We start from the raw sequence: 19,337 nt of genomic DNA, 5'->3' as shown, positions 1-19,337 counted from the left end.
AGTAATGAAAGCCTTATATCAAAAATATCAGTTCTATTATCGTGATAGCCTGAAATTGGCCATACCGGTTGTAATATCGCAATTGGGCCATACACTTGTGCAGGTATCTGATTCGGTGATTGTTGGTCATTTTGCGGGGACTACCGCTTTGGCAGCCGTTTCACTGGTAAATAGCCTGTTCCTGGTGCCTTTGGTTATTGGTGTGGGCATCAGCTATGGCATTACCCCTTTAATTGCGCAAAACAACGGTCGTGGTAATTACCAGGAATGCGGCACACTGCTTTCAAACAGTTTCTTTCTAAATGTTATTACCGGCATTGTACTGTTTTGCGCCATTTACTTTGGCGTGATGCTGTTTATCAACAAACTGCACCAATCTCCCGACGTGGTTATACAGGCCAAACCCTATCTTTTCCTGTTAAGTATATCGCTGATACCTTTGCTGGTGTTTAGTACTTTTAAACAGTTTGCCGAAGGTCTCGGATTTACCAAACAGGCCATGCTCATATCTATTTGGGGCAACGTACTAAACATTGTATTGGGCGTAATATTTGTAAAGGGTCTTTTTGGGGTACACCCTATGGGGATAAAAGGCGTTGGTTACAGCACGCTTATAGATCGGAGCGTTATGGCAATTGTAATGGCAGTGTATGTGCTGCGCTCCCCTATCTTTAAAAAATATCTCAAAGATTTCACTATTAAAAACATCGACCGCGTGCGCGGTTTGCAGATATTAAAAATTGGCATGCCCGTGGCCATGCAATATGTTTTTGAAGTTGGTGCCTTTGGCGGCGCGGCTTTAATTATAGGGAGCATAGGCATGATTGAGCAAGCCGCGCACCAGGTGGCCATAAGCCTCGCCGCCATGACCTACATGATGGCCAGCGGTATTTCGGCAGCGGCAGCTATTCGGTCAGGTAATTATTTTGGCGCGGGCAATCATTCAGAGCTGCGGCTATCTGCCATTTCCAATTATCATATCGTTATTGTTTTTATGAGTTGTACTGCTATTATTTTTACACTCTTTAACCAATATCTTCCATGGATATATACTGGCGACAGGACGGTAATAGCCATTGCAGCACAGTTACTTATCGTTGCCGCTTTCTTTCAGCTTTTTGATGGTACACAGGTAGTAGGCCTGGGTATATTACGTGGTATGGGCGACGTAAATAAACCTACGCTAATAACTTTCATATCGTACTGGATAGTTGGCCTGCCCATGGCATATTTGCTTGGTATTTACTTTGATTTGGGGGTAACCGGTGTTTGGTACGGCCTGGTATTAGGGCTGATGGCATCGTCGATAATGTTATTCCTGCGCTTTCAAAGCATTAGTAAAAGCAATAAGCTTATCATTGTTGACGATATATCGCAGCAGATCAAAAATACATATCATTAGCTAAGCGGAAAGTATTGCAATGCGCTTCAACAATATCTCTTATTTGCGGCGAGTACCCCCCACCCATGCTCACCTGTACAGGGATCTGTCTTTGCTTGCATTGCTCCAGCACAAAGCGGTCACGTTCTTTACAGCCTTCTTTAGTAAGGGCCAGTTTGCCCAACTTATCTGATGCCAGCACGTCTGCCCCTGCAAGGTAAAATATAAATTGTGGTTGGTGTTGGTCGATCAATACAGGCAAGGTATCCTTCAGCAGGTTAAGGTATTCATCATCACCTATGCCATCGGCCAGCGCTATATCAAGGTCCGAGCGTTCTTTTCTGAACGGGAAATTCTTGTCGCCATGCATCGAAAAGGTAAACACCCGCGGTTCATTTTCAAATATTTGCGCGGTGCCATTCCCCTGGTGTACATCTAAATCAATGATTAAGATATTATAACATAAATTATTATATAACAAGTAATTAGCTGCTATTGCCTGATCATTAAGCATACAAAACCCTTCGCCCCAATTGGTGCCTGCATGATGGGTACCGCCGGCAACATTAAAAGCAATGCCATACTCAAAAGCATAACTGCACCCGTTAATGGTGCCTTGCGCTATACGCACCTCCCGTTCTATTAATTGTGCCGACAAAGGAAAACCGATACGCCGCTGTTCTTTAGGCTCAAGGGTTAAGTCGCGCAGTTGCTGCCAGTAACCCGCATCATGGGTTAACAGAATGGTGGCTTCATCCGCAATCGCCGGCGAAAAAAGATTCTCTGCGGTGATCACCCCTTCATGGATCAATTGCGCCGGTATCAATTCGTACTTAAGCATCGGGAAGCGATGCCCCGGCGGCAAAGGATGGGCATATATGGCGTCGTAAGCGATCTTAAGCATTCGGGTCCACTGCTGACTGCTTAATGGCTTTCAGGGCTTTTAAAAGGCTTTCAGCAGTGTTATAAACATCGGCAAAGGTGTTATAAAGCGGCACCGGGCTTAGCCTGATCACATCGGGCTCGCGCCAGTCGCCTATAACTCCGTTCTCCGCAAGATAATTAAATATCGCTTTAGCATCACGCTTACACACTACCGAGAGCTGACAGCCGCGCTCATTCGCGTTTTTTGGTGTGATGATACTGTACATGTCTTCGCCGTATTTTTTGTTTACCTGGCCTATAAGATATTCAAGGTAGCCGGTAAGCATTTCGCTTTTGGCACGCAGCGCCCGCAGGCCGCCCGCTTTTTCAAATATATCCAGCGATGCCTTGTGCAAGGCCATTAAAATAATCGGGCTGGTGCTCACGTTCCATCCCTCAGCGCCGTTCTCGGGTTCAAAACCTGGAGCCATTAAAAACTGTTTATCCTTACGGTAACCCCACCATCCCGCAAAGCGGTTCAAAGTGGTATCGGCAAAATGTCTTTCGTGCACAAATATACCGCTGACACCGCCCGGCCCGGAGTTCATGTATTTATACGAACACCAGCAGGCAAAATCGGCATCCCATTCATGCAGTTTCAAAGGCACATTGCCCGCGGCATGCGCCAGGTCGAACCCGGCTATCGCGCCCACGGCATGGCCGGCTTTAGTGATCGCGGCCAGATCAAAGAACTGGCCGGTATAATAGTTTATACCACCAAACAGCACCAGCGCAAGGTTATCACCATTATCTGTAATCTGTTGTAGGATATCTTCGGTACGCAGCGTAGTTTCTCCCGCACGTGGCGCTACCTCAATAATGGCATCCTTGGGGTCAAATCCATGGAAACGAACCTGGCTTTCAACCGCGTACTGGTCTGATGGGAAAGCCCCCGCCTCCATCAGTATCTTATATCTTTTACCTGCTGGCTTATAGAAACTTACCATCAGCAAATGAAGGTTCACTGTAAGCGAATTCATCACGGTGATCTCGGTTTGTTTAGCCCCCAATATATCCGACAGCGGGGCGAGTAATTGCTTATGATATTTAAGCCAGGGATCATCGCCCATAAACCAGCCTTCTACCGCATTGTCTTCCCAGGCATTTAACTGATCCTGTATATACTTTTTAGCCGAACGGGGCTGCAGGCCTAAAGAATTGCCGCAAAGGTAAGTGGCATCAACGCCGTTATGCTTTGGTATCAAAAATTCTTCACGGAGGCTGCGCAATGTATCCTGCTCGTCCTGTTGAAGGGCAAATTGTAGGGTGTCCTGGTAAATCATCGGTCAATATTACGAAAAACCTGCATCACATATTGACGCTAATAACTAATTTAGCTTTACATTTAAGCATCTATGTGGCACTTTGTAAAAAAATATTACCTGGCAACATTCCTGGGATTTTTAGCAGCAACCCTGCTAAAGGAGTTATTAAACAGGTCTGACAGGACTTTCGTACACAGCTTCGTGGTTGCCGTAATTGTGGCTTTTGTAATAAGCGTTGTGGCGGGCACCATCTATTACTTTCAGGACACTAAATGGGGGCCAAATAAACGCAAAAAACTATTTACAAAGCCACCCTTCAGCCATTTACTAATGAACCGCTTTGTACAGGAAGACGATGCCGCGGTTGGCGTAATAGACGGTTATAATGTTGTAGTATTATATACGTGGCCAAATGGTGGTTCGGCTATAAGCATAAGTGTGTTTTTTGATATGGATTTTGCAAACCGTTACAAAGGGGGAATCGAAGAGATCAGCAAAAGGAATAAAGTTGCCGCAAAAGAAGGATTTGCCTGGGGTAACGAGGGGATGATCAGCTACCTTATCGATTACAGTTTTAAATTACCAACCTATGAAAAGATCATGCAGAGGGCTGAAATGATGATAGCGATCTTAAAGGCTGAGGGTTTGCCGGCTGATAAGTTAGATGATGCCGAAAAGCCAATGCCTGCAACCGGTAACGTTGCACGCTTTGGCTTTGCCGGGTAATTAAATATCAATTTTACCGTGTTCGCCTTCGTCGTACATTTTACCTGTTATAGTGGCTTTTAGTATGTTGAACAACACTACCATACTGCTGCTGCTGCTGTCCCAATATTCCGCGTCGGTAGGTGTAAGCTTCAACAATGTTAGTTTGGGGTCATCTAAGCCCTCCGGAAAGAAAGCCTGTACAAATGGGTTCCACAGCTCTTTCATTTTGGCTTTGTCATCAACTATCGATGCTTCGGCAACAACGCTTAAATAGGTATGATTTTTTATATCAGAATAAGTTAACGATACGGTATTCTCTACTGATATCTCACTGGCTTTAGGCGAATACTCATTTGTAAAGAACCAAACGTTTCCCTCGTTATCAACATCCGCGGTACCCATGGGGCGGCTATTAAACCCTTTTTCCGCGTTGTAGGTGGTTAACATTGCCGTCCTTATCTCTTTAATTTTATCCTTAAAATATTGCAAGCTTTCTGCTTTCGACCAATTACTCATAATAATGTTTTATAAATAGACTGACCAATAAACCAACAAGCAAATTATTTGTTGGGCTTACTTACATAAATATTTCCTTTTACATAAAAGCGGTAAGGCAGCAAGGCATCCTCACCGGCATAATCAACCCCAATACGCGGACCTGCGGCTACTTCGTCATCCGGAAAGGTAAGTCCGCGGTCTTCCAGCCATATCACATCGCTTTGCAGGCTTGTGGCGTTTATTTTGCGGGATATCCCCAACGCTTTCGCTACGGAACCCGGGCCTTTTGTAATGTTTGGCTTCAGTGTATCTAAGTTACGGCGGTACATCATGATATCCAAGCCATCAGTAGGTTGTATCGCCCTGATTAAAATAGCGTGCGGCTGTCCTTCTTCGTTCACTACGATATTGAACATCTCGTGGATGCCATAACACAGGTACACATACGATACCCCACCCTGCATATACATGGTTTGGGTACGCGGTGTTACCTTGCCGCCATATGAGTGCGCCGCCCTGTCGTTAACCCCAGTATAAGCCTCTGTTTCAACAATATACCCACCGGTTAACTCACCATCAATACAGGTAAAAAGATATTTGCCTATCAGGTCGCGGCTAAGGGCAACCGCATCGGGGTTATGGTAATAGCTATCGGGTATTTTCATGGTATTTTAATATGCCGGCCAATAAAGCGCTTATCTCGGCGGCTTTATCAAACACCATAATATGTGTGCCACCTTTTATAACAGCTGTGGGGTTTTTGATGTTTTGGTACGGAAAAACAAGGTCTTTATCGCCAATGATATGGTACAGGTTTGGGAGTACAACGTTGTTACGCCAGTTTAACACTGCACGCATGGCCCATTTTAAAAATACAGGCGCCGAGTTTCTAAGCATGCTTTTAAACAAAGCCAGGTCATCAGCGCTCATTTTACCGAACATGGGCTTTACCAGGAAACCCAAATGGGTCATCAGTTTCCCCGGGATGGCTTTGTAAACAGGTACGCTGCGTCCAACCTTAAAATACCATGGCGCTTCGCTGTCGGCCTTAATGCTTGATATCAATATCACCTTGTCCAGTTGCACAAGCTTAGCTATTTCAACCGAGATCATCCCACCTAACGACACCCCTATTACAGTTGAGTTAGGCTGTATATCGTACTGTTTTACAATATCCCGGGCGTAAGTTGTTAAAGTGTCTGCTGGTTTCGGAGCATGCCAGTCAACCAACATTACCTGGTAATGCGCAGGCAGCTTGATATTCCTAAACAAGCGACTATCGGCTCCCATGCCGGATATCATGTAAACCCTATGCATTAAATTTGATCAGGTCGATCACTTGTTTAAGGAAAATGGCATCCGTTTCGTCAAATTCGTTTAGTTCGGCGCTATCTACATCTAATACGCCGATCACTTCGCCGTGCGAGAACAAAGGCAGCACAATTTCTGAACGTGACGCCGAACTGCAGGCTATATGGCCTGGAAAAGCGTCGACATCAGGTACGATCAATGTTTCGGCCTTAGCCCATGATGTACCGCAAACACCCCTGCCTTTTGCAATACGTGTACAGGCAACCGGCCCCTGGAAGGGGCCTAACACCAATTCATCATGCTTTACCAGGTAAAAGCCCACCCAAAACCAGTTGAACTGCTCTTTTAATGCGGCGGCGGTATTGGCCAGGTTTGCCACCAGGTCGGTTTCGCCATCCAGCAATGCTTCTATCTGGGGGATCAGCGATCGGTATTGTTCCTCTTTACTTGCTGCTGTTATTATTTTTAAGTCCTCTGCCATAAAGCAAAAGTAACGATGCCATGTTGAAAGTAAATAAGCCAAATATCATATTTAATCTTTTATTTCGCAGGTAAATGATCGTCAGCCTCACTATTGTCCGCTACCGAAAGGCCTTTGTGCCGTTCGCGTTGCTTGCCATGGCCGTACACCGTTTGCCCATGTGGCTGCAGCAAGGTTGTACCTTCTGGAAACTCCTGGGCAGCGGCCGTAACGGTACTTTCGACCTGCAGCCCGACTGGCAGCAGTGGGGCTTACTGGCCGTTTGGAATAGCCGGGAAGACCACGAGCGCTTTGCAAAAACATCATTTGTAAGTAAATGGTGGGATCTGTTAGGTACCGAAAGCTGGACCCTATTATGCGAGCCTTTACAAAGCCACGGTAAATGGGATGGCAAAGAACCCTTTGGAAAACCGGATAATATCCTCGCCGAAGGGCCGATAGCTGTACTTACCCGCGCCACTATCCGTATGAGCAGGCTTAAGAACTTTTGGGGCCATGTAGATGAGGTTGCAAATTTGATGCTCGAGGCGCCTGGGTACGTTACCTCGTTCGGGATAGGCGAAGCGCCCGTATACAGGCAGGCTACGTTTTCGGTTTGGGAAAGTGTGGAGCATATGAAAGCTTTTGCCTATGGAAGTAAAAAACATGCCGAGGTGATCAAAAAAACTCGGAGCGAGAACTGGTACAGTGAGGAACTCTTCGCAAGGTTCAGGATCATAGAAACCAGCGGAACATTAAATGGCCAAAACCCTTTGGAGGGAATAAATAAAACATAACACACCATGAGAATAATTGCAGAACTACCCCACCCTGATTTTAAAATATCTATCCTGAACATGAACCAAAAGTTTATAATTAAGATAGAGCAGGGTACCCTGGAACAGAGCTACAAAATACCCGAGATGGATTTAACCGAAGGCGTTAACAGTGTATTTGAATTGCTTGATGAGGCGTTTTTAAAAACAGTTTCCGCCCGCTTTATAGAAATGGGGAAAGATTTCAGGGAGAGCTATTACCGATATAACTATTAACGAATATAAAATCTATAACTTATTGTTTTATAATTATTTATATATTATTAAAAATGGCAGCCAAATTTTATTTGGCTGCCATTTAAGTGTAAACGGTTCTAATATGAAACAGGCAGAATATAATTTGGTTGATCGATTTTAAAAACTACAAGTTATTAATAATCAACATATTAAATCAGTTACCTATACGTTTTTATTTTAGTAAGAATAAACTCTCGTTTATTAACGGCTTTTAGTTACCTCAACGCTCCACTCACTGCCGCTGCCAATTTTATATGTATCCGCAAAGCTTGCCATATTTAAGGCGAAAGATAGCTGCATAAGGCTATTGAGATATGCCAGCGGCTTACCCTTAGCTACGCTGCCAAATGTTTGGCTATATGGCGCATCACTTTCGTGTACCAATACTCCCCTATTGAATATTTTTAAATGCAGCATACCGCCAAACTTCGGGTTCAGCTTTTTAACCAGGTTTTGGTCGATGTCCGTCCAGATGTTGCCGTAATGAATATCGTGGATATCTATAGTGCCTTTTAACATGCCGTTCTCAAAAACCGATTTTGGTATGGAATCGTTACTACTTGTTTAGGCAGTTCCGGCCCCACCTGCTCAAAGGTTATCACGCCTGCAGCCAGGCGGGCGGCTGTGTAAGAGTAAACATCCCGGCCATGAAACGTAAACGAGTTTCCGGATGCAGGACGACGGTTTTTCGTTTCGTCAATTTCGCGGACGGCTGCTATACCGTAAGTTTCGGCCACAAGTGTTAACGTGCCGTTGTCTGGCGTAACAATAAAATGCCCGGTATTGGTTTTGAGGACCACCGATTTACGCGATGTACCTACGCCCGGATCAACTACAGATACGAACACCGTTCCCTTTGGCCAGTAACTGATGGTTTGGAACAAACGGTACGACGCTTCCCATATATTGTAGTTCGGAATTTCGTGGGTAAGGTCGTAAAGTTTCAGATCGGGCGATACGCCGATGGCTACGCCCTTCATTTCAGATACAGCACCATCCTTCAGCCCAAAATCTGATTGATAAACAACGATGTTGTTTTGTGCAAAGGACGTACCTATGCCCAGCAGCGCCAGTGTAAAAATTAAGGTTTTCAGGTTGTTATTCATAACAGCTGTTATCTGAAGTTAATTACAGATAGCGGACTGAAAAATAACAAAATTATTCTGAAGCTTCCTCGCCTTTTTCGCCAAGCGCTACAATATCACCTTCCTTGAATAAGATAGCTTGCAGCGTTTGACGCCATTTGGGTTTCTTGCGCAGTAAAAATTCCAGGTCCATGCCAAAGTGTTTAAACTCCTCGTGCTGGGCGTTTTCCATAATCGCTTTTGCCTGGGGGTCTTTTTCCACCGAAATGCGTTGCTCGTACCAGTTAATGGCTTCGGCTTCCTCACCCAGCGATACGATCATGCGTACAAAAGTGCGGGTCTCTTGTGATAACTCTTCTGGTGGTTCGTGGTATTGATCAAATGCCATAGCGTTTCTTTTTGGTATAAAGTAAAGCTATGGCAATTTTGTTTGATTATATCACCTCGTTAATGCTCATTTCCCTAATCTCTTTCGATTCGTTAGGACGGCCATTTTTAAACGCTTTACGCGGGGTTAAACCCAGTAGCTGGAACATGGCCATATCCTCGTCAAACGATGGGTTCGGTGTGGTCAGTAGCTTTTCGCCGGCGAAGATGGAGTTGGCACCGGCCATAAAACACATGGCCTGTTCAACCGTGCTCATTTCGGTACGGCCGGCAGACAGCCTTACCACTGTTTTTGGCATAATAATTCGTGTGGTGGCAATCATCCTTACCATATCCCAAACAGATACGCGCGGCTGCTCGGCCAGCGGCGTGCCTTGTACCGGCACTAACGCGTTGATCGGGACCGATTCGGGGTGCTTAGGCATGTTAGACAGTGTTTTCAGCATTGATATACGGTCCTGAGCGGTTTCGCCAAGGCCAATGATACCGCCGCTGCAAACCGATATCTTTGCTTTACGCACATGGTCGAGCGTTTGCAGACGGTCGTCATAAGTACGGGTGGTAATGATGCGCTTATAATCGTCTTCAGAAGTATCTAAATTGTGATTGTAGGCATATAGGCCTGCATCAGCCAAACGCTGCGCCTGGCTCTCGGTAAGCATGCCTAAAGTGCAGCAAACTTCCATATCCAGTTCGTTCACGGCCTTCACCATATCAATAACCTTATCAAAGTCGCGGTTATCGCGCACTTCGCGCCAGGCGGCGCCCATACACAGCCTTGAAGCGCCGCCGGCCTTAGCCCTTTGGGCTACCGCAACAACTTCCTCTTTAGGCATTATGGCATGTACATCAACACCTGTGTTATATCGTGCAGCCTGCGGGCAATAAGCGCAATCCTCCGGGCAGCCACCGGTTTTGATAGATATAAGCGAGCTTATCTGCACTTCTGCATAATCCTTATTCTCGCGGTGTATGCTTGCCGCGCGGAATATCAGATCGAGCAATGGCGAATGGTATATTTTTGAGATCTCTTCCTGGGTCCAGTCGTATCTAACTTCAGTCATATCTATAGTATTCGTTTTAATGGGTCAAAATTATAATAAAAGCTTACTTGCCAACCATAGCGGCAGAAAAAATCCTATACAATCTGTAAAAGTTGTGATGATAATGGATGATGCCACTGCAGGGTCTATCCCTACCCTTTTCAAAATCAGGGGGATAGAGGCGCCGGTGATACCGGCGATAACCAGGTTGCCTGTCATGGCTAAAAACAGTACAAGGCCTAGCATGGGGTTCGCATCATAAAAATAGGCCACCGCAAAAACGATAAGCCCGTTACACGCACCATTTATCAATCCAACCAAAAACTCTTTTATCACAGTGTTGTAGGCCTGCGTGTCGCTCAGGTCGCTTAACGAGATACGCCTTACTGTAACGGCAAGGGCCTGGGTTGCGGTGTTGCCGCCCATACCGGCTATAATAGTCATATAAGCAGATATCACCGCAAGGCTTTTTACGGTAGCATCAAAATTACGGATGATGGACGCTGCTAAAAAAGCCGTACCCAGGTTGATGACAAGCCAGGGCAAGCGGCTTTTTACCGCATCCCGCCAGTTACCGCTAAGTTCCTCGTCTTCCGATACCCCCGATATCTTCAGGATATCCTCGGTATTCTCGGCTTCCATAACATCAATGATATCATCAACCGTTATTCGGCCCAGCAATTTCATATTATCGTCAACAACCGGAATGGTGGTCAGGTTATACTGCGAGATCAGTTTGGCAACCTCTTCCTGGTCAAGTTCGGCTTTTACATAAACATAATCGGTTTGTACCAGGTTACGCACTTTGGCTTCGCTGCGCGCTTTGATAATATCCTTTATAGACAGGATGCCTTGTAATATCTGGTTATCATCTACCACGTAAATTGTATAGAACTCTTCCATTTCTTCCGACTGGCGGATGATCTCGGCAAGCGCCCCCCTTTTATCCAGGTTGATATTTACGCAGATAACCTCCGAGTTCATTAAACCGCCCGCGGTATCTTCGCGATAATTTAACAGGGCACGAATGCTGGTGGCATCTTCCTGATCAATATCTTCTAAAATTTCCTGCTGGTCTTCTTTGTCAAGCTGCGAGATAATATCTGTCGCAACGTCATAATCCATTTCCTCAACAATTTCCGACCGTTTTTCGGGATGCAGGCCTACCAGCAGCTCCTCGGGATGAGATTCCTCTGTCATTTCAGAGATAACCTCGGATGCCGTTTCGGTAGGCAGGATATTGATGATGCGCTCTTTAGCCTCTTGCGGAAGCTTTTCAAACAGTATCGCGATCTCTGAAGCATGATAATCATTCAAAACGGCCTGTAATTCAGCATCATCGCCCTCAAGGGCGGTTTTAATGCGGAGCAGGTCGGTTTTATCAATTTCAAAAGATTGCATATGCAGGCAAAATAAGCAATTTTAGTGAGAAGGAAAGCCGCCATTACGCGGATTTTTACCAATAATTGGATTTTATTTGTCCAAAAATTGTGCTAAGTGCAAGTGTTCACGTTCGGCGCACGTGAACACCGTGAACATGATTAAACAATTAATATTCAGGACTTTTACAATTCAGGTGGCATAAGTATGTCACCACGTTCAAAAACCTTAGCCGCTATAATTATAAACAGCTTTTACGCCGCTTATCTTATTCAACTTACTCATCACCCGCTCCACCTGTGTTTTGCGGATAGATAATTTGATGGTGCAGCGAAGTTCGGAAACCTGTTCTAATACCTGAAGCTCGTCGTCCTTAATGATGCGCATTATATCATTCATATGCATATAATCAAACACCACGGTGTAAATGTCATTTACGGTTTTTTCTACCACCTGCGCGGCATCAAGCGCCACTTCTGCAGCGGTTTTGTAGGCGTTGATCAGTCCGGGTACACCCAATAAGGTGCCGCCAAAATAACGTACTACCACCACGAGCACGTTGGTAATGTTGCGCGATAGCAGTGTGTTCAAAATTGGCCTGCCCGCTGTTCCGGATGGTTCACCATCGTCATTGACGCGAAAAACGGACCGGTCTGTCCCGATCCTGATGGCCCAGCAATGATGGTTTGCTTTTGGGTGTTCGGCTTTCAGGGCCGCTACTATCGCCTTGATATCATTATCAGAGGCAACCGGGTAAGCATATCCTAAGAACTTGCTTCCACGGTCGCGAAAGATACTTTCTGTAGGTTGTACTATAGTCTTGTAGGTATCGTCAAACAGCATGAAACGGGTTAAGAAACAGTAATTATGATGATAGCTGTAACTGCCAGCGCCACTCCTACTTTGTTCAGGGTACTTAAGCGTTCGTTAAACACTACCAGCCCTACCAGGGCACCCAGGGCTATTACACCGATGTTCATAGCCGAGAACACGGTTGACGGGCTTTTAGACAACGCAGCATGTGCCTTAAGATAAAACAGGATGTTGCCAAAGTTGGCTACCCCCAGTATCCACCCGAACATAATGTGAGGCCATTTTATACGGTTTTGTTTGGTAAAGATCTTTACGAGCAGGCTGATAAATGCTATTAAAAATGCCAGCGAGTAAATAAAAAATAACGACGTTGTATAAGGCAGTGCAGTAAAGGCGGCCACTTTTTTAAAGAGGATATCGATGGCGCCGAAACCAAAAAATACGATGAGCAGATATACCCAGGCGTTAGAAAGTTTTTTTCGGTTTGCGGTTTGCTTTTGCCATGGTATAGAGCATAATATTGCAGCAAAACCAATAATGATACCTATGACCTTGAGGACAGTAAGGCTTTCGCCAAATAACAGGAACGATGCTATTAACGGGATAAACAACGACAGCCTTTGCGCAACATCTGTACGCACTATGCCGGCAATACGTACTGATGACGCCATTATCCAGAATATCAGCGGCAGCAAAATACCTACAGCAATATATACACCCACCGGCGCTTCCTGAAGCGTAAAGTTTTGTAAACGGGGCTTAAAAAAATACCACGTAAGCAGTATGGCCATGCTATAATTCCAGGTGATGGCCTGAAAGATGTCTATCTGGTAGCGCCGGGCAAGTTTCAGCAATACAGAAACAATTACGCTGCAGCAAATACTTAAAAAAACGTACAACATTGTTATTTGGTTATGTAGGTAGGTTTAATATAACTTTTAAACTATCGGCGCCAACATTGTACTCGCCGGCAGCAGCGCCCATTATAACCGGCGCTTTTACGCCATTTTTCCATACGGGCGCCCCGGTAAAAATACGTGCTTCGTCCCACAAACCGGCCTCTATAAACTGGTTTAAAGTATAGGCGCCACCCTCGATAATCACCGACTGTATATCCTGCAAGTATAGCTGAAATAAAATATATTGAGGTACAAAGCGGTCAAAATCCTCCAGGGCTATGTACTTGTTTAGTCCCTCAATATCCGTTTTAACCTCGTTAAATATCAATGTTTCAACCGACTGGTCAAATACGTTAAGGGTTGTACTTAATGCCAAACGGCGGTCTATGATCACCCTTTTGGGCGACTTGCCTTCCGCGTAACGTACACTTAGCTGCGGATCATCAGCCATTACTGTTTTCTTGCCTACCAGTATAGCATCTTCTTCAGCGCGCCATTGGTGTACTAATCTACGGCTTTCGGGCCCGGTGATCCAACGCTGGCTGCCATCTGCCGGGCCGAAAAAGCCATCTGCCGTTTGCGCCCATTTAAGGATAATATATGGCCTTTGCTTTTGTACCCGCGTAAAAAAGCGCCGGTTTAGCCATTGGCATTCTTTTTCTAAAACGCCAACGATTAACTCAACGCCGGCGGCTTGCAGCTTTTCTATGCCCTTACCATCCACTTGTGGGAAGGGATCGCGGCAGCCAATTACTACCCGGGGTATCTGATGCTTGATGATCAGATTGGCACAGGGTGGCGTTTTGCCGTAATGCGCGCATGGTTCCAGCGAAACATAAATGGTGCTTTGTTTAAGCAGATCGGCATGGTTAACATAATTGGCTACCACCATGTTAACCGCATTTACCTCTGCATGTGCTTCGCCATATTTTTGGTGGTAACCCTCGCCTATTATCTTGCCGTTATGAACTATCACAGCGCCAACCATTGGGTTCGGGCTAACCCGGCCCGCCCCCAAAGCGGCCAGATCAAGACAGCGCTGCATATATATTTCATGTATTGCCATTGTGCAAAAGTAGGTTTTATGTTACTTTGTTGCATGAAAACTATCAAGGATGTATTCCTGAACTTTCAGCAAGAGCTAAATGACCTGTATGACAACCGCGAAATTGAGGCTATAACCCTGCTGGTGCTGGAAGAAATTACGGATATGTCGCGTGCTAAAATAAAGGCTTTCCCGGATGATGATGTGAATGGCGAAGCTGTTGAAAAGATAACCGGCATCCTTGCAGAGCTTAAAACAGGTAAGCCCGTGCAGTATATCCTTGGCAGCACAGAGTTCTACGGTTTCAACTTTCTGGTTAACCCTGCTACACTTATACCGCGACCGGAAACCGAAGAACTGGTGGAATGGATTTTGGCGGAAAGTAAAAAGTTAAAAGTTGAAAGTGGAAAGTCGGTTAACATACTTGACATTGGTACAGGTAGCGGATGTATTGCCATCAGCCTTAAAAAGCACCTGCCTGAAGCTGTTGTTACGGCTATTGATATCTCTGCCGATGCCTTACATACTGCCAGCCAAAACGCTGTAATCAATGATGTTAAAGTAGATTTTGTGCAGGACGATATATTAAGGGTCCGAAAGTCCGAAAGTCCGATAAGTCAGGAAGACAGCATCACTTTATCATTCGATATTCAGTATTCGCTGTTTGATATCATCGTCTCTAACCCCCCATACGTTACTAAAACAGATAAGCTGCGGATGCATCGAAATGTAACCGATTTTGAGCCGCATTCCGCACTGTTTGTGCCTGAGAATGACCCGCTGATATTTTATAAGGCAATCGCTGACTTTGCTGTTGCGCATCTCACAGAAAACGGCTTGTTATTCTTCGAGATCAACGAAAATTTAGGTAAAGAAACAATTGAGTTGTTGAGCGATAAAGGGTTTACCGACATAGAATTACGCAAGGATATGAGCGGCAGGGACAGGATGATAAAGGCGAACCGCTGATTTAAGGATTGAGTGATTTTGCAGATACGAATCAGCGGAATCATAATAATCAACGAAAATCTGTGGTCTAATTCCTCGGATGGAACTCTATTATCGTACTTTTTAGATATTCCCTGTCCAGGTGAGTATATATCTCGGTTGTAGTAATACTTTCGTGTCCCAGCATTTCCTGTACCGCCCGCAGATCGGCGCCGCCTTCTACCAAATGAGTAGCAAACGAGTGTCTGAAGGTATGCGGACTGATGTTTTTTCTTAACCCGGTTATAGCGGCCAATTGCTTTACCAGCATATAAATATAAACCCTGCTTAGCCGGCTGCCACGACGGTTTAAAAATACCATATCTTCTTCGCCCTTTTTGATATCGATATGAACACGTACCTGTTCTATCCATATCTTTAATGCTTTTAGCGCCTCGCTGCCTATAGGTATAAGGCGTTCCTTGCTGCCCTTGCCGGTTACCTTTATAAATTCGATCTCCTGGTAGATATTGGATAGCTTAAGCTCCGTTAACTCAGAAACCCGCAGCCCGCAGCCATACATCACTTCTAAAATAGCTTTGTTGCGCGTACCTTCAGGCGTGGAAAGATCTATAGCCGCTACCATTTTATCAATATCATAGATACTAAGGGTATCCGGAAGTTTACGTTGGATCTTAGGCGTCTCCAATAGTTCCGATGGGTCTGCGGCTATCAGGTCTTCCATCAGCAGGTATTTGTAAAAGGCTTTTATACCCGATATAATGCGCGATTGTGTAGAAGGTATCATCCCTAACTCGTTAACCCACTTAATAAAGTCGCGCAGATCATGTAAAGAAAACTCTGTAGGCGACTTTTTATTTACCTGTAAATCAGAAAATTGATAAAGTTTTTCTAAATCTTTACTATAAGCAGTTATAGAGTTTGCTGCAAGCGACCTCTCGAGCTTTAAATATGTTTTAAATCCTTTAATTGCAGCCTGCCAGTTCAATTGATTTTAGTTTTAATGTTTTATGGTTAAGTTTGAACAAATGAATATACAAATTATAAACGGGCCAAATTTAAACCTGCTTGGCGTACGCGAAAAATCTATATACGGCAGCGCCGATTTTGAGACCTACCTTACCGAGTTAAAAAATCATTTCACAAGCATCACCATTAATTATTACCAAAGTAATGTTGAGGGCGAAATTATAAATAAACTGCATGAGGTTGGCTTTACCTGCGATGGCATAGTGCTTAACGCCGGTGCCTATACCCATACCTCGGTAGCCATTGCCGATGCTATTGCTGCTATTACCGCCCCTACCATTGAGGTGCATATATCAAATGTTTACAAGCGCGAAGAGTTCAGGCACCACTCTATGCTGGCAGCCAGCTGTAAAGGTGTTATAGCGGGCTTTGGCATGCACTCGTACAGGCTGGCGATAGAAAGCTTGCTGTTGACTTATTAAACCGCTAAATCCTAAATTCTAAATAAAGAAGGTTATCCAAAACTATAAAATGAGTAAAGTATTTAAAATAGCCACCCTACTCCTGTTTATACTTACTTTATTTGTGGCCGATGCTTCCGCTCAAAAACGAAAGCAGTCCGTACGCGATTCGCTGCGCCGTGCAATACTCCTCCGCGATTCAATGATGCGGACGTTCAAAAAATCTGATACCTCTATCAACAACCTGCTGCAAAAGGTTGAATATTACACTTCATCGTTCAACCAGATAAAAACCAGCCTGTCGCGCAATATCGATACGGTTGATATCAGCCAAAAACTCCCCTCTTTTGAGCGGCGTATAGGCTTGATTAAAAACCTGATAGAGGACGACCAATCGAGCACCTTGCGCTACCTGTACGCCATCAGGGATATACTTACCCGCAGCGACGACCAACTGGACCTATGGCAGGAGCGGTTGTCTGATATAAACGGCAAGCTGGTGCAAAATCAAAACGAGCTGGCATCAATGGATAAGGACCCGGCATTAAAAGTTATACCTGCCGATAGCAGCCTTCGTACTACCTACCTTATCCAAAAAATAGCTATAGAAAGTAAGTATCAACGCCTGGATACCATCAATAAAAAGCTGTTGCTTAAAATTGGGCTGCTGCAAAACCGCATTTCGTCGGTATACATTTCATTGCTCGATCTCAAAGACCAGATAGATATCAAGATCCGCGAGTTTAGCATACAGGCACTGAGTGAAGAAAATAGCAGCATTTGGGAAATGGATAACAATACCCAAAGCACTTTTAAAACCGCATTAACCAAAACGGTGAGCATGAATACCAAACTGCTTACCTTTTTTATCAGCCGCGACCCTCTGATACACCTTGCCGGTCTGCTAATGCTGGTATTGTTCTTTAGTTGGATATATACCAACAGGCGCAAGGTTATCAACATCAAAGAATCACCGCAATCGGTTTTTAGCCATGCTAAGTATGTGTCGCTTTATCCCATAACCTCGGCAGTTATTGTAGCTTTTGCGATAATACCAAATTTTTACGACCACCCACCGGTTATTGTACTCGAACTGTTTTTTTTAGTGCAGATACTGGCCATCCTTTACATGGTTAAAAAAACCTGCCCGCAACAGCTATTCAAATATCTGCATATACTGTTTTGGCTAACCCTGGTTTATAGCTTTTGCAATCTGTTTGTAGAAGTATCGAACACCGATAGGGTAATTGTGCTGTTATTATCGTTTATTACTACCATAGCAAGCATTCGTTTTTATTTACAGGTAAAAAAAGCGCCCGAAGATTACCTGCCGTACACCAGAATCATCCTTAAAATTTTTATAGGCCTGCAAGGCATTGCTTTTTTATTGAATGTATTTGGCCGTGTTACGCTGTCGAAAATTATTGGTATAACCGCTATATATAACCTTTGGCTCGCGTTTGGTATGTATTACCTGGTGCAAATAGTTATGCAAAGCTTGTTTTTACAGCTCGAGGCCAATAAAAACAGCAACGGCTTAAGCTCGTTCATTGATTTTAAAATGCTGCAAAACAAGTTTAGGAGTATTTTAACCATATTGGCAAGTTTACTTTGGCTGGTAATGCTTACCCAAAACCTGAGCATTGAAGATGTGGTTTTTAGCACCCTTGAAAAATTCCTGACGCAAACCCACAGCCTTGGAGGCACCAATACCAGCTTTACCTTTCAAAGCATTATTATTTTTATAGCGGTAATATGGTTTTCGTCGGTAGCGGCGCGCATTATCAGTTACCTGTACGAAGTAGCCGGTAAGCACGCCAATGATATTGACGTACTGAAAAAGAAGAACCGTACATCTACCCTGCTAATAAAACTGGCGGTGTTTGCTATAGGCTTTTTGCTGGCCATAGCCGCTTCGGGCTTCCCGTTAGATAAGATCACCATCATCATCAGCGCCTTTGGTATAGGTATTGGCTTTGGCTTGCAAAACATTGTAAACAACCTGGTGTCGGGTTTAATACTGGCGTTTGAAAAACCCGTACAAATAGGTGATTATATTGAGGTGGATAACCGCTCGGGGACGATCATGGAAATTGGTATCCGCTCGAGTAAACTGGCTACCAACGATGGCGCAGAAGTGATTATACCTAATGGCGACCTGATATCGCATCACGTAATTAACTGGACGCTGAGCAATAACAATCGCCGCATCGAACTGATTATTGGGGTGGCTTACGGATCGGAGATCGACAAGGTTAAAACGATACTTACCGATGTGCTTACCAACCGCGATGGTATAATGGAAACCCCCGCCCCGGTTGTATTTGTGCATAATTTAAACGAAAGCTCCGTCGATTTCCGCCTGTTGTTTTGGGCGGCTGATATCAGTACCTGGCTATCGCTTAAAAGCAGCGTATTAACAGATATTTATGCAACGTTTGCCAAAGAAGGAGTCGAGATCCCCTTCCCGCAGCGCGACTTACATTTACGATTGACCGCCGAGCAACAGGAAATATTTAAAAATACATCACCGGCGGATAGTAATGATACCGGTTTGCCCAATGCCGAAACCGACCCGGCAGCGCCGATAAGTAAGCGTAAAAAAAATGATTAATCATTAGCGTTTTGAAATCCCGAAAGCGATTTAACCGTTTTTTGATTTCTTAACAGGATACATTGGGTTTAAT

General features: G+C 44.6%; 22 protein-coding genes. 7 read left to right on the top strand and 15 right to left on the bottom strand.

Annotated elements, in window-relative coordinates:
- Positions 1–4 precede the first annotated feature (4 nt).
- A complete protein-coding gene (locus HDC91_RS02410; RefSeq protein ID WP_183548139.1) occupies positions 5–1,402 on the top strand; it encodes an MATE family efflux transporter in 1,398 nt (465 codons plus the stop codon).
- Here the strand turns inward: HDC91_RS02410 and HDC91_RS02405 are convergent.
- Together HDC91_RS02405 and kynU are read right to left on the bottom strand one after the other, a co-directional pair.
- Positions 1,383–2,285 carry a histone deacetylase gene (locus HDC91_RS02405; RefSeq protein ID WP_183548137.1) on the bottom strand — a complete coding sequence of 301 codons (903 nt, stop codon included), beginning with the start codon at positions 2,283–2,285 and terminating at the stop codon, positions 1,383–1,385. The two genes, HDC91_RS02410 and HDC91_RS02405, sit on opposite strands and share 20 nt — an antisense overlap.
- Complete coding sequence (gene kynU, locus HDC91_RS02400; protein ID WP_183548135.1) at positions 2,278–3,588, bottom strand: kynureninase; 1,311 nt, start codon at positions 3,586–3,588, stop codon at positions 2,278–2,280. Before kynU ends, HDC91_RS02405 begins: the two co-directional genes overlap by 8 nt.
- Positions 3,589–3,660: 72 nt before the next feature.
- On the opposite strand from kynU, the gene HDC91_RS02395 reads away from it, so the two are divergent.
- The gene (locus HDC91_RS02395) at positions 3,661–4,296 is read left to right on the top strand and encodes a hypothetical protein (protein WP_183548133.1); all 636 of its coding nucleotides are present in this window, start codon (positions 3,661–3,663) and stop codon (positions 4,294–4,296) included.
- Here the strand turns inward: HDC91_RS02395 and HDC91_RS02390 are convergent, their stop codons facing one another.
- Genes HDC91_RS02390 through HDC91_RS02375 form a run of 4 tightly spaced genes read right to left on the bottom strand, consistent with a single transcriptional unit; the run spans position 4,297 to position 6,568 of the window.
- Positions 4,297–4,794: a pyridoxamine 5'-phosphate oxidase family protein gene (locus HDC91_RS02390; protein WP_183548131.1), complete on the bottom strand. Its 498-nt coding sequence runs from the start codon at positions 4,792–4,794 to the stop codon at positions 4,297–4,299.
- A 44-nt stretch (positions 4,795–4,838) separates the two neighbouring features.
- Positions 4,839–5,441: a DNA-3-methyladenine glycosylase gene (locus HDC91_RS02385; RefSeq protein ID WP_183548129.1), complete on the bottom strand. Its 603-nt coding sequence runs from the start codon at positions 5,439–5,441 to the stop codon at positions 4,839–4,841.
- Positions 5,425–6,093 (bottom strand): alpha/beta fold hydrolase, encoded by a 669-nt coding sequence (locus tag HDC91_RS02380; RefSeq protein WP_183548127.1) that lies wholly within the window; start codon positions 6,091–6,093, stop codon positions 5,425–5,427. The genes HDC91_RS02385 and HDC91_RS02380 overlap by 17 nt, the downstream gene beginning before the upstream one ends.
- Entirely contained in the window at positions 6,086–6,568 is a 483-nt protein-coding gene (locus HDC91_RS02375) for a GAF domain-containing protein (RefSeq protein ID WP_183548125.1), read from the bottom strand. Before HDC91_RS02375 ends, HDC91_RS02380 begins: the two co-directional genes overlap by 8 nt.
- Before the next feature lie 74 nt (positions 6,569–6,642).
- Here HDC91_RS02375 and HDC91_RS02370 point away from each other — a divergent pair, with 74 nt between their 5' ends.
- Positions 6,643–7,344, top strand: coding sequence for a DUF3291 domain-containing protein (locus tag HDC91_RS02370; protein WP_183548123.1), 702 nt, complete (start codon positions 6,643–6,645; stop codon positions 7,342–7,344).
- Between the two features lie 6 nt (positions 7,345–7,350).
- Entirely contained in the window at positions 7,351–7,599 is a 249-nt protein-coding gene (locus HDC91_RS02365) for a hypothetical protein (RefSeq protein ID WP_183548121.1), read from the top strand.
- Between the two features lie 222 nt (positions 7,600–7,821).
- Here HDC91_RS02365 and HDC91_RS19810 read toward each other — a convergent pair whose 3' ends face one another.
- The 8 genes from HDC91_RS19810 to ribD all read right to left on the bottom strand — a co-directional run bounded on the left by HDC91_RS19810 (position 7,822) and on the right by ribD (position 14,293).
- A complete protein-coding gene (locus tag HDC91_RS19810; protein ID WP_221262086.1) occupies positions 7,822–8,139 on the bottom strand; it encodes an SAM hydroxide adenosyltransferase in 318 nt (105 codons plus the stop codon).
- Complete coding sequence (locus tag HDC91_RS02360; RefSeq protein ID WP_221262085.1) at positions 8,133–8,726, bottom strand: S-adenosyl-l-methionine hydroxide adenosyltransferase family protein; 594 nt, start codon at positions 8,724–8,726, stop codon at positions 8,133–8,135. Before HDC91_RS02360 ends, HDC91_RS19810 begins: the two co-directional genes overlap by 7 nt.
- A gap of 52 nt (positions 8,727–8,778) precedes the next feature.
- Positions 8,779–9,093 (bottom strand): hypothetical protein, encoded by a 315-nt coding sequence (locus HDC91_RS02355; RefSeq protein WP_162432404.1) that lies wholly within the window; start codon positions 9,091–9,093, stop codon positions 8,779–8,781.
- 46 nt (positions 9,094–9,139) lie between these two features.
- A complete protein-coding gene (gene bioB / locus HDC91_RS02350) occupies positions 9,140–10,156 on the bottom strand; it encodes a biotin synthase BioB (protein ID WP_183548120.1) in 1,017 nt (338 codons plus the stop codon).
- Between the two features lie 30 nt (positions 10,157–10,186).
- Positions 10,187–11,536, bottom strand: a complete 1,350-nt coding sequence (mgtE, locus tag HDC91_RS02345; protein WP_183548119.1) for a magnesium transporter — start codon at positions 11,534–11,536, stop codon at positions 10,187–10,189.
- Between the two features lie 207 nt (positions 11,537–11,743).
- Entirely contained in the window at positions 11,744–12,358 is a 615-nt protein-coding gene (locus HDC91_RS02340; RefSeq protein WP_183548117.1) for a YigZ family protein, read from the bottom strand.
- 8 nt (positions 12,359–12,366) lie between these two features.
- Positions 12,367–13,230 (bottom strand): DMT family transporter, encoded by an 864-nt coding sequence (locus HDC91_RS02335; RefSeq protein WP_183548115.1) that lies wholly within the window; start codon positions 13,228–13,230, stop codon positions 12,367–12,369.
- 10 nt (positions 13,231–13,240) lie between these two features.
- Positions 13,241–14,293: a bifunctional diaminohydroxyphosphoribosylaminopyrimidine deaminase/5-amino-6-(5-phosphoribosylamino)uracil reductase RibD gene (ribD, locus tag HDC91_RS02330; RefSeq protein ID WP_183548113.1), complete on the bottom strand. Its 1,053-nt coding sequence runs from the start codon at positions 14,291–14,293 to the stop codon at positions 13,241–13,243.
- Positions 14,294–14,326: 33 nt separating this feature from the next.
- Between ribD and prmC the strand changes: the two genes are divergently transcribed.
- On the top strand, positions 14,327–15,241 hold the full coding sequence (gene prmC, locus HDC91_RS02325) for a peptide chain release factor N(5)-glutamine methyltransferase (RefSeq protein ID WP_183548111.1): 915 nt from the start codon (positions 14,327–14,329) through the stop codon (positions 15,239–15,241).
- 67 nt (positions 15,242–15,308) lie between these two features.
- Here prmC and xerD read toward each other — a convergent pair whose 3' ends face one another.
- Positions 15,309–16,208 carry a site-specific tyrosine recombinase XerD gene (xerD, locus tag HDC91_RS02320; RefSeq protein ID WP_183548109.1) on the bottom strand — a complete coding sequence of 300 codons (900 nt, stop codon included), beginning with the start codon at positions 16,206–16,208 and terminating at the stop codon, positions 15,309–15,311.
- A gap of 40 nt (positions 16,209–16,248) precedes the next feature.
- Between xerD and aroQ the strand changes: the two genes are divergently transcribed.
- Both aroQ and HDC91_RS02310 read left to right on the top strand, forming a co-directional pair.
- Complete coding sequence (gene aroQ, locus HDC91_RS02315) at positions 16,249–16,671, top strand: type II 3-dehydroquinate dehydratase (RefSeq protein WP_183548107.1); 423 nt, start codon at positions 16,249–16,251, stop codon at positions 16,669–16,671.
- A gap of 49 nt (positions 16,672–16,720) precedes the next feature.
- On the top strand, positions 16,721–19,264 hold the full coding sequence (locus HDC91_RS02310; RefSeq protein ID WP_183548105.1) for a mechanosensitive ion channel family protein: 2,544 nt from the start codon (positions 16,721–16,723) through the stop codon (positions 19,262–19,264).
- Positions 19,265–19,337: the final 73 nt, after the last annotated feature.

The organism is Mucilaginibacter sp. AK015, assembly GCF_014200785.1.
GTDB lineage: Bacteria > Bacteroidota > Bacteroidia > Sphingobacteriales > Sphingobacteriaceae > Mucilaginibacter.
Note: the sequence above shows the minus strand (reverse complement) of the source record. Positions and strands in the feature narration are given on the sequence as shown.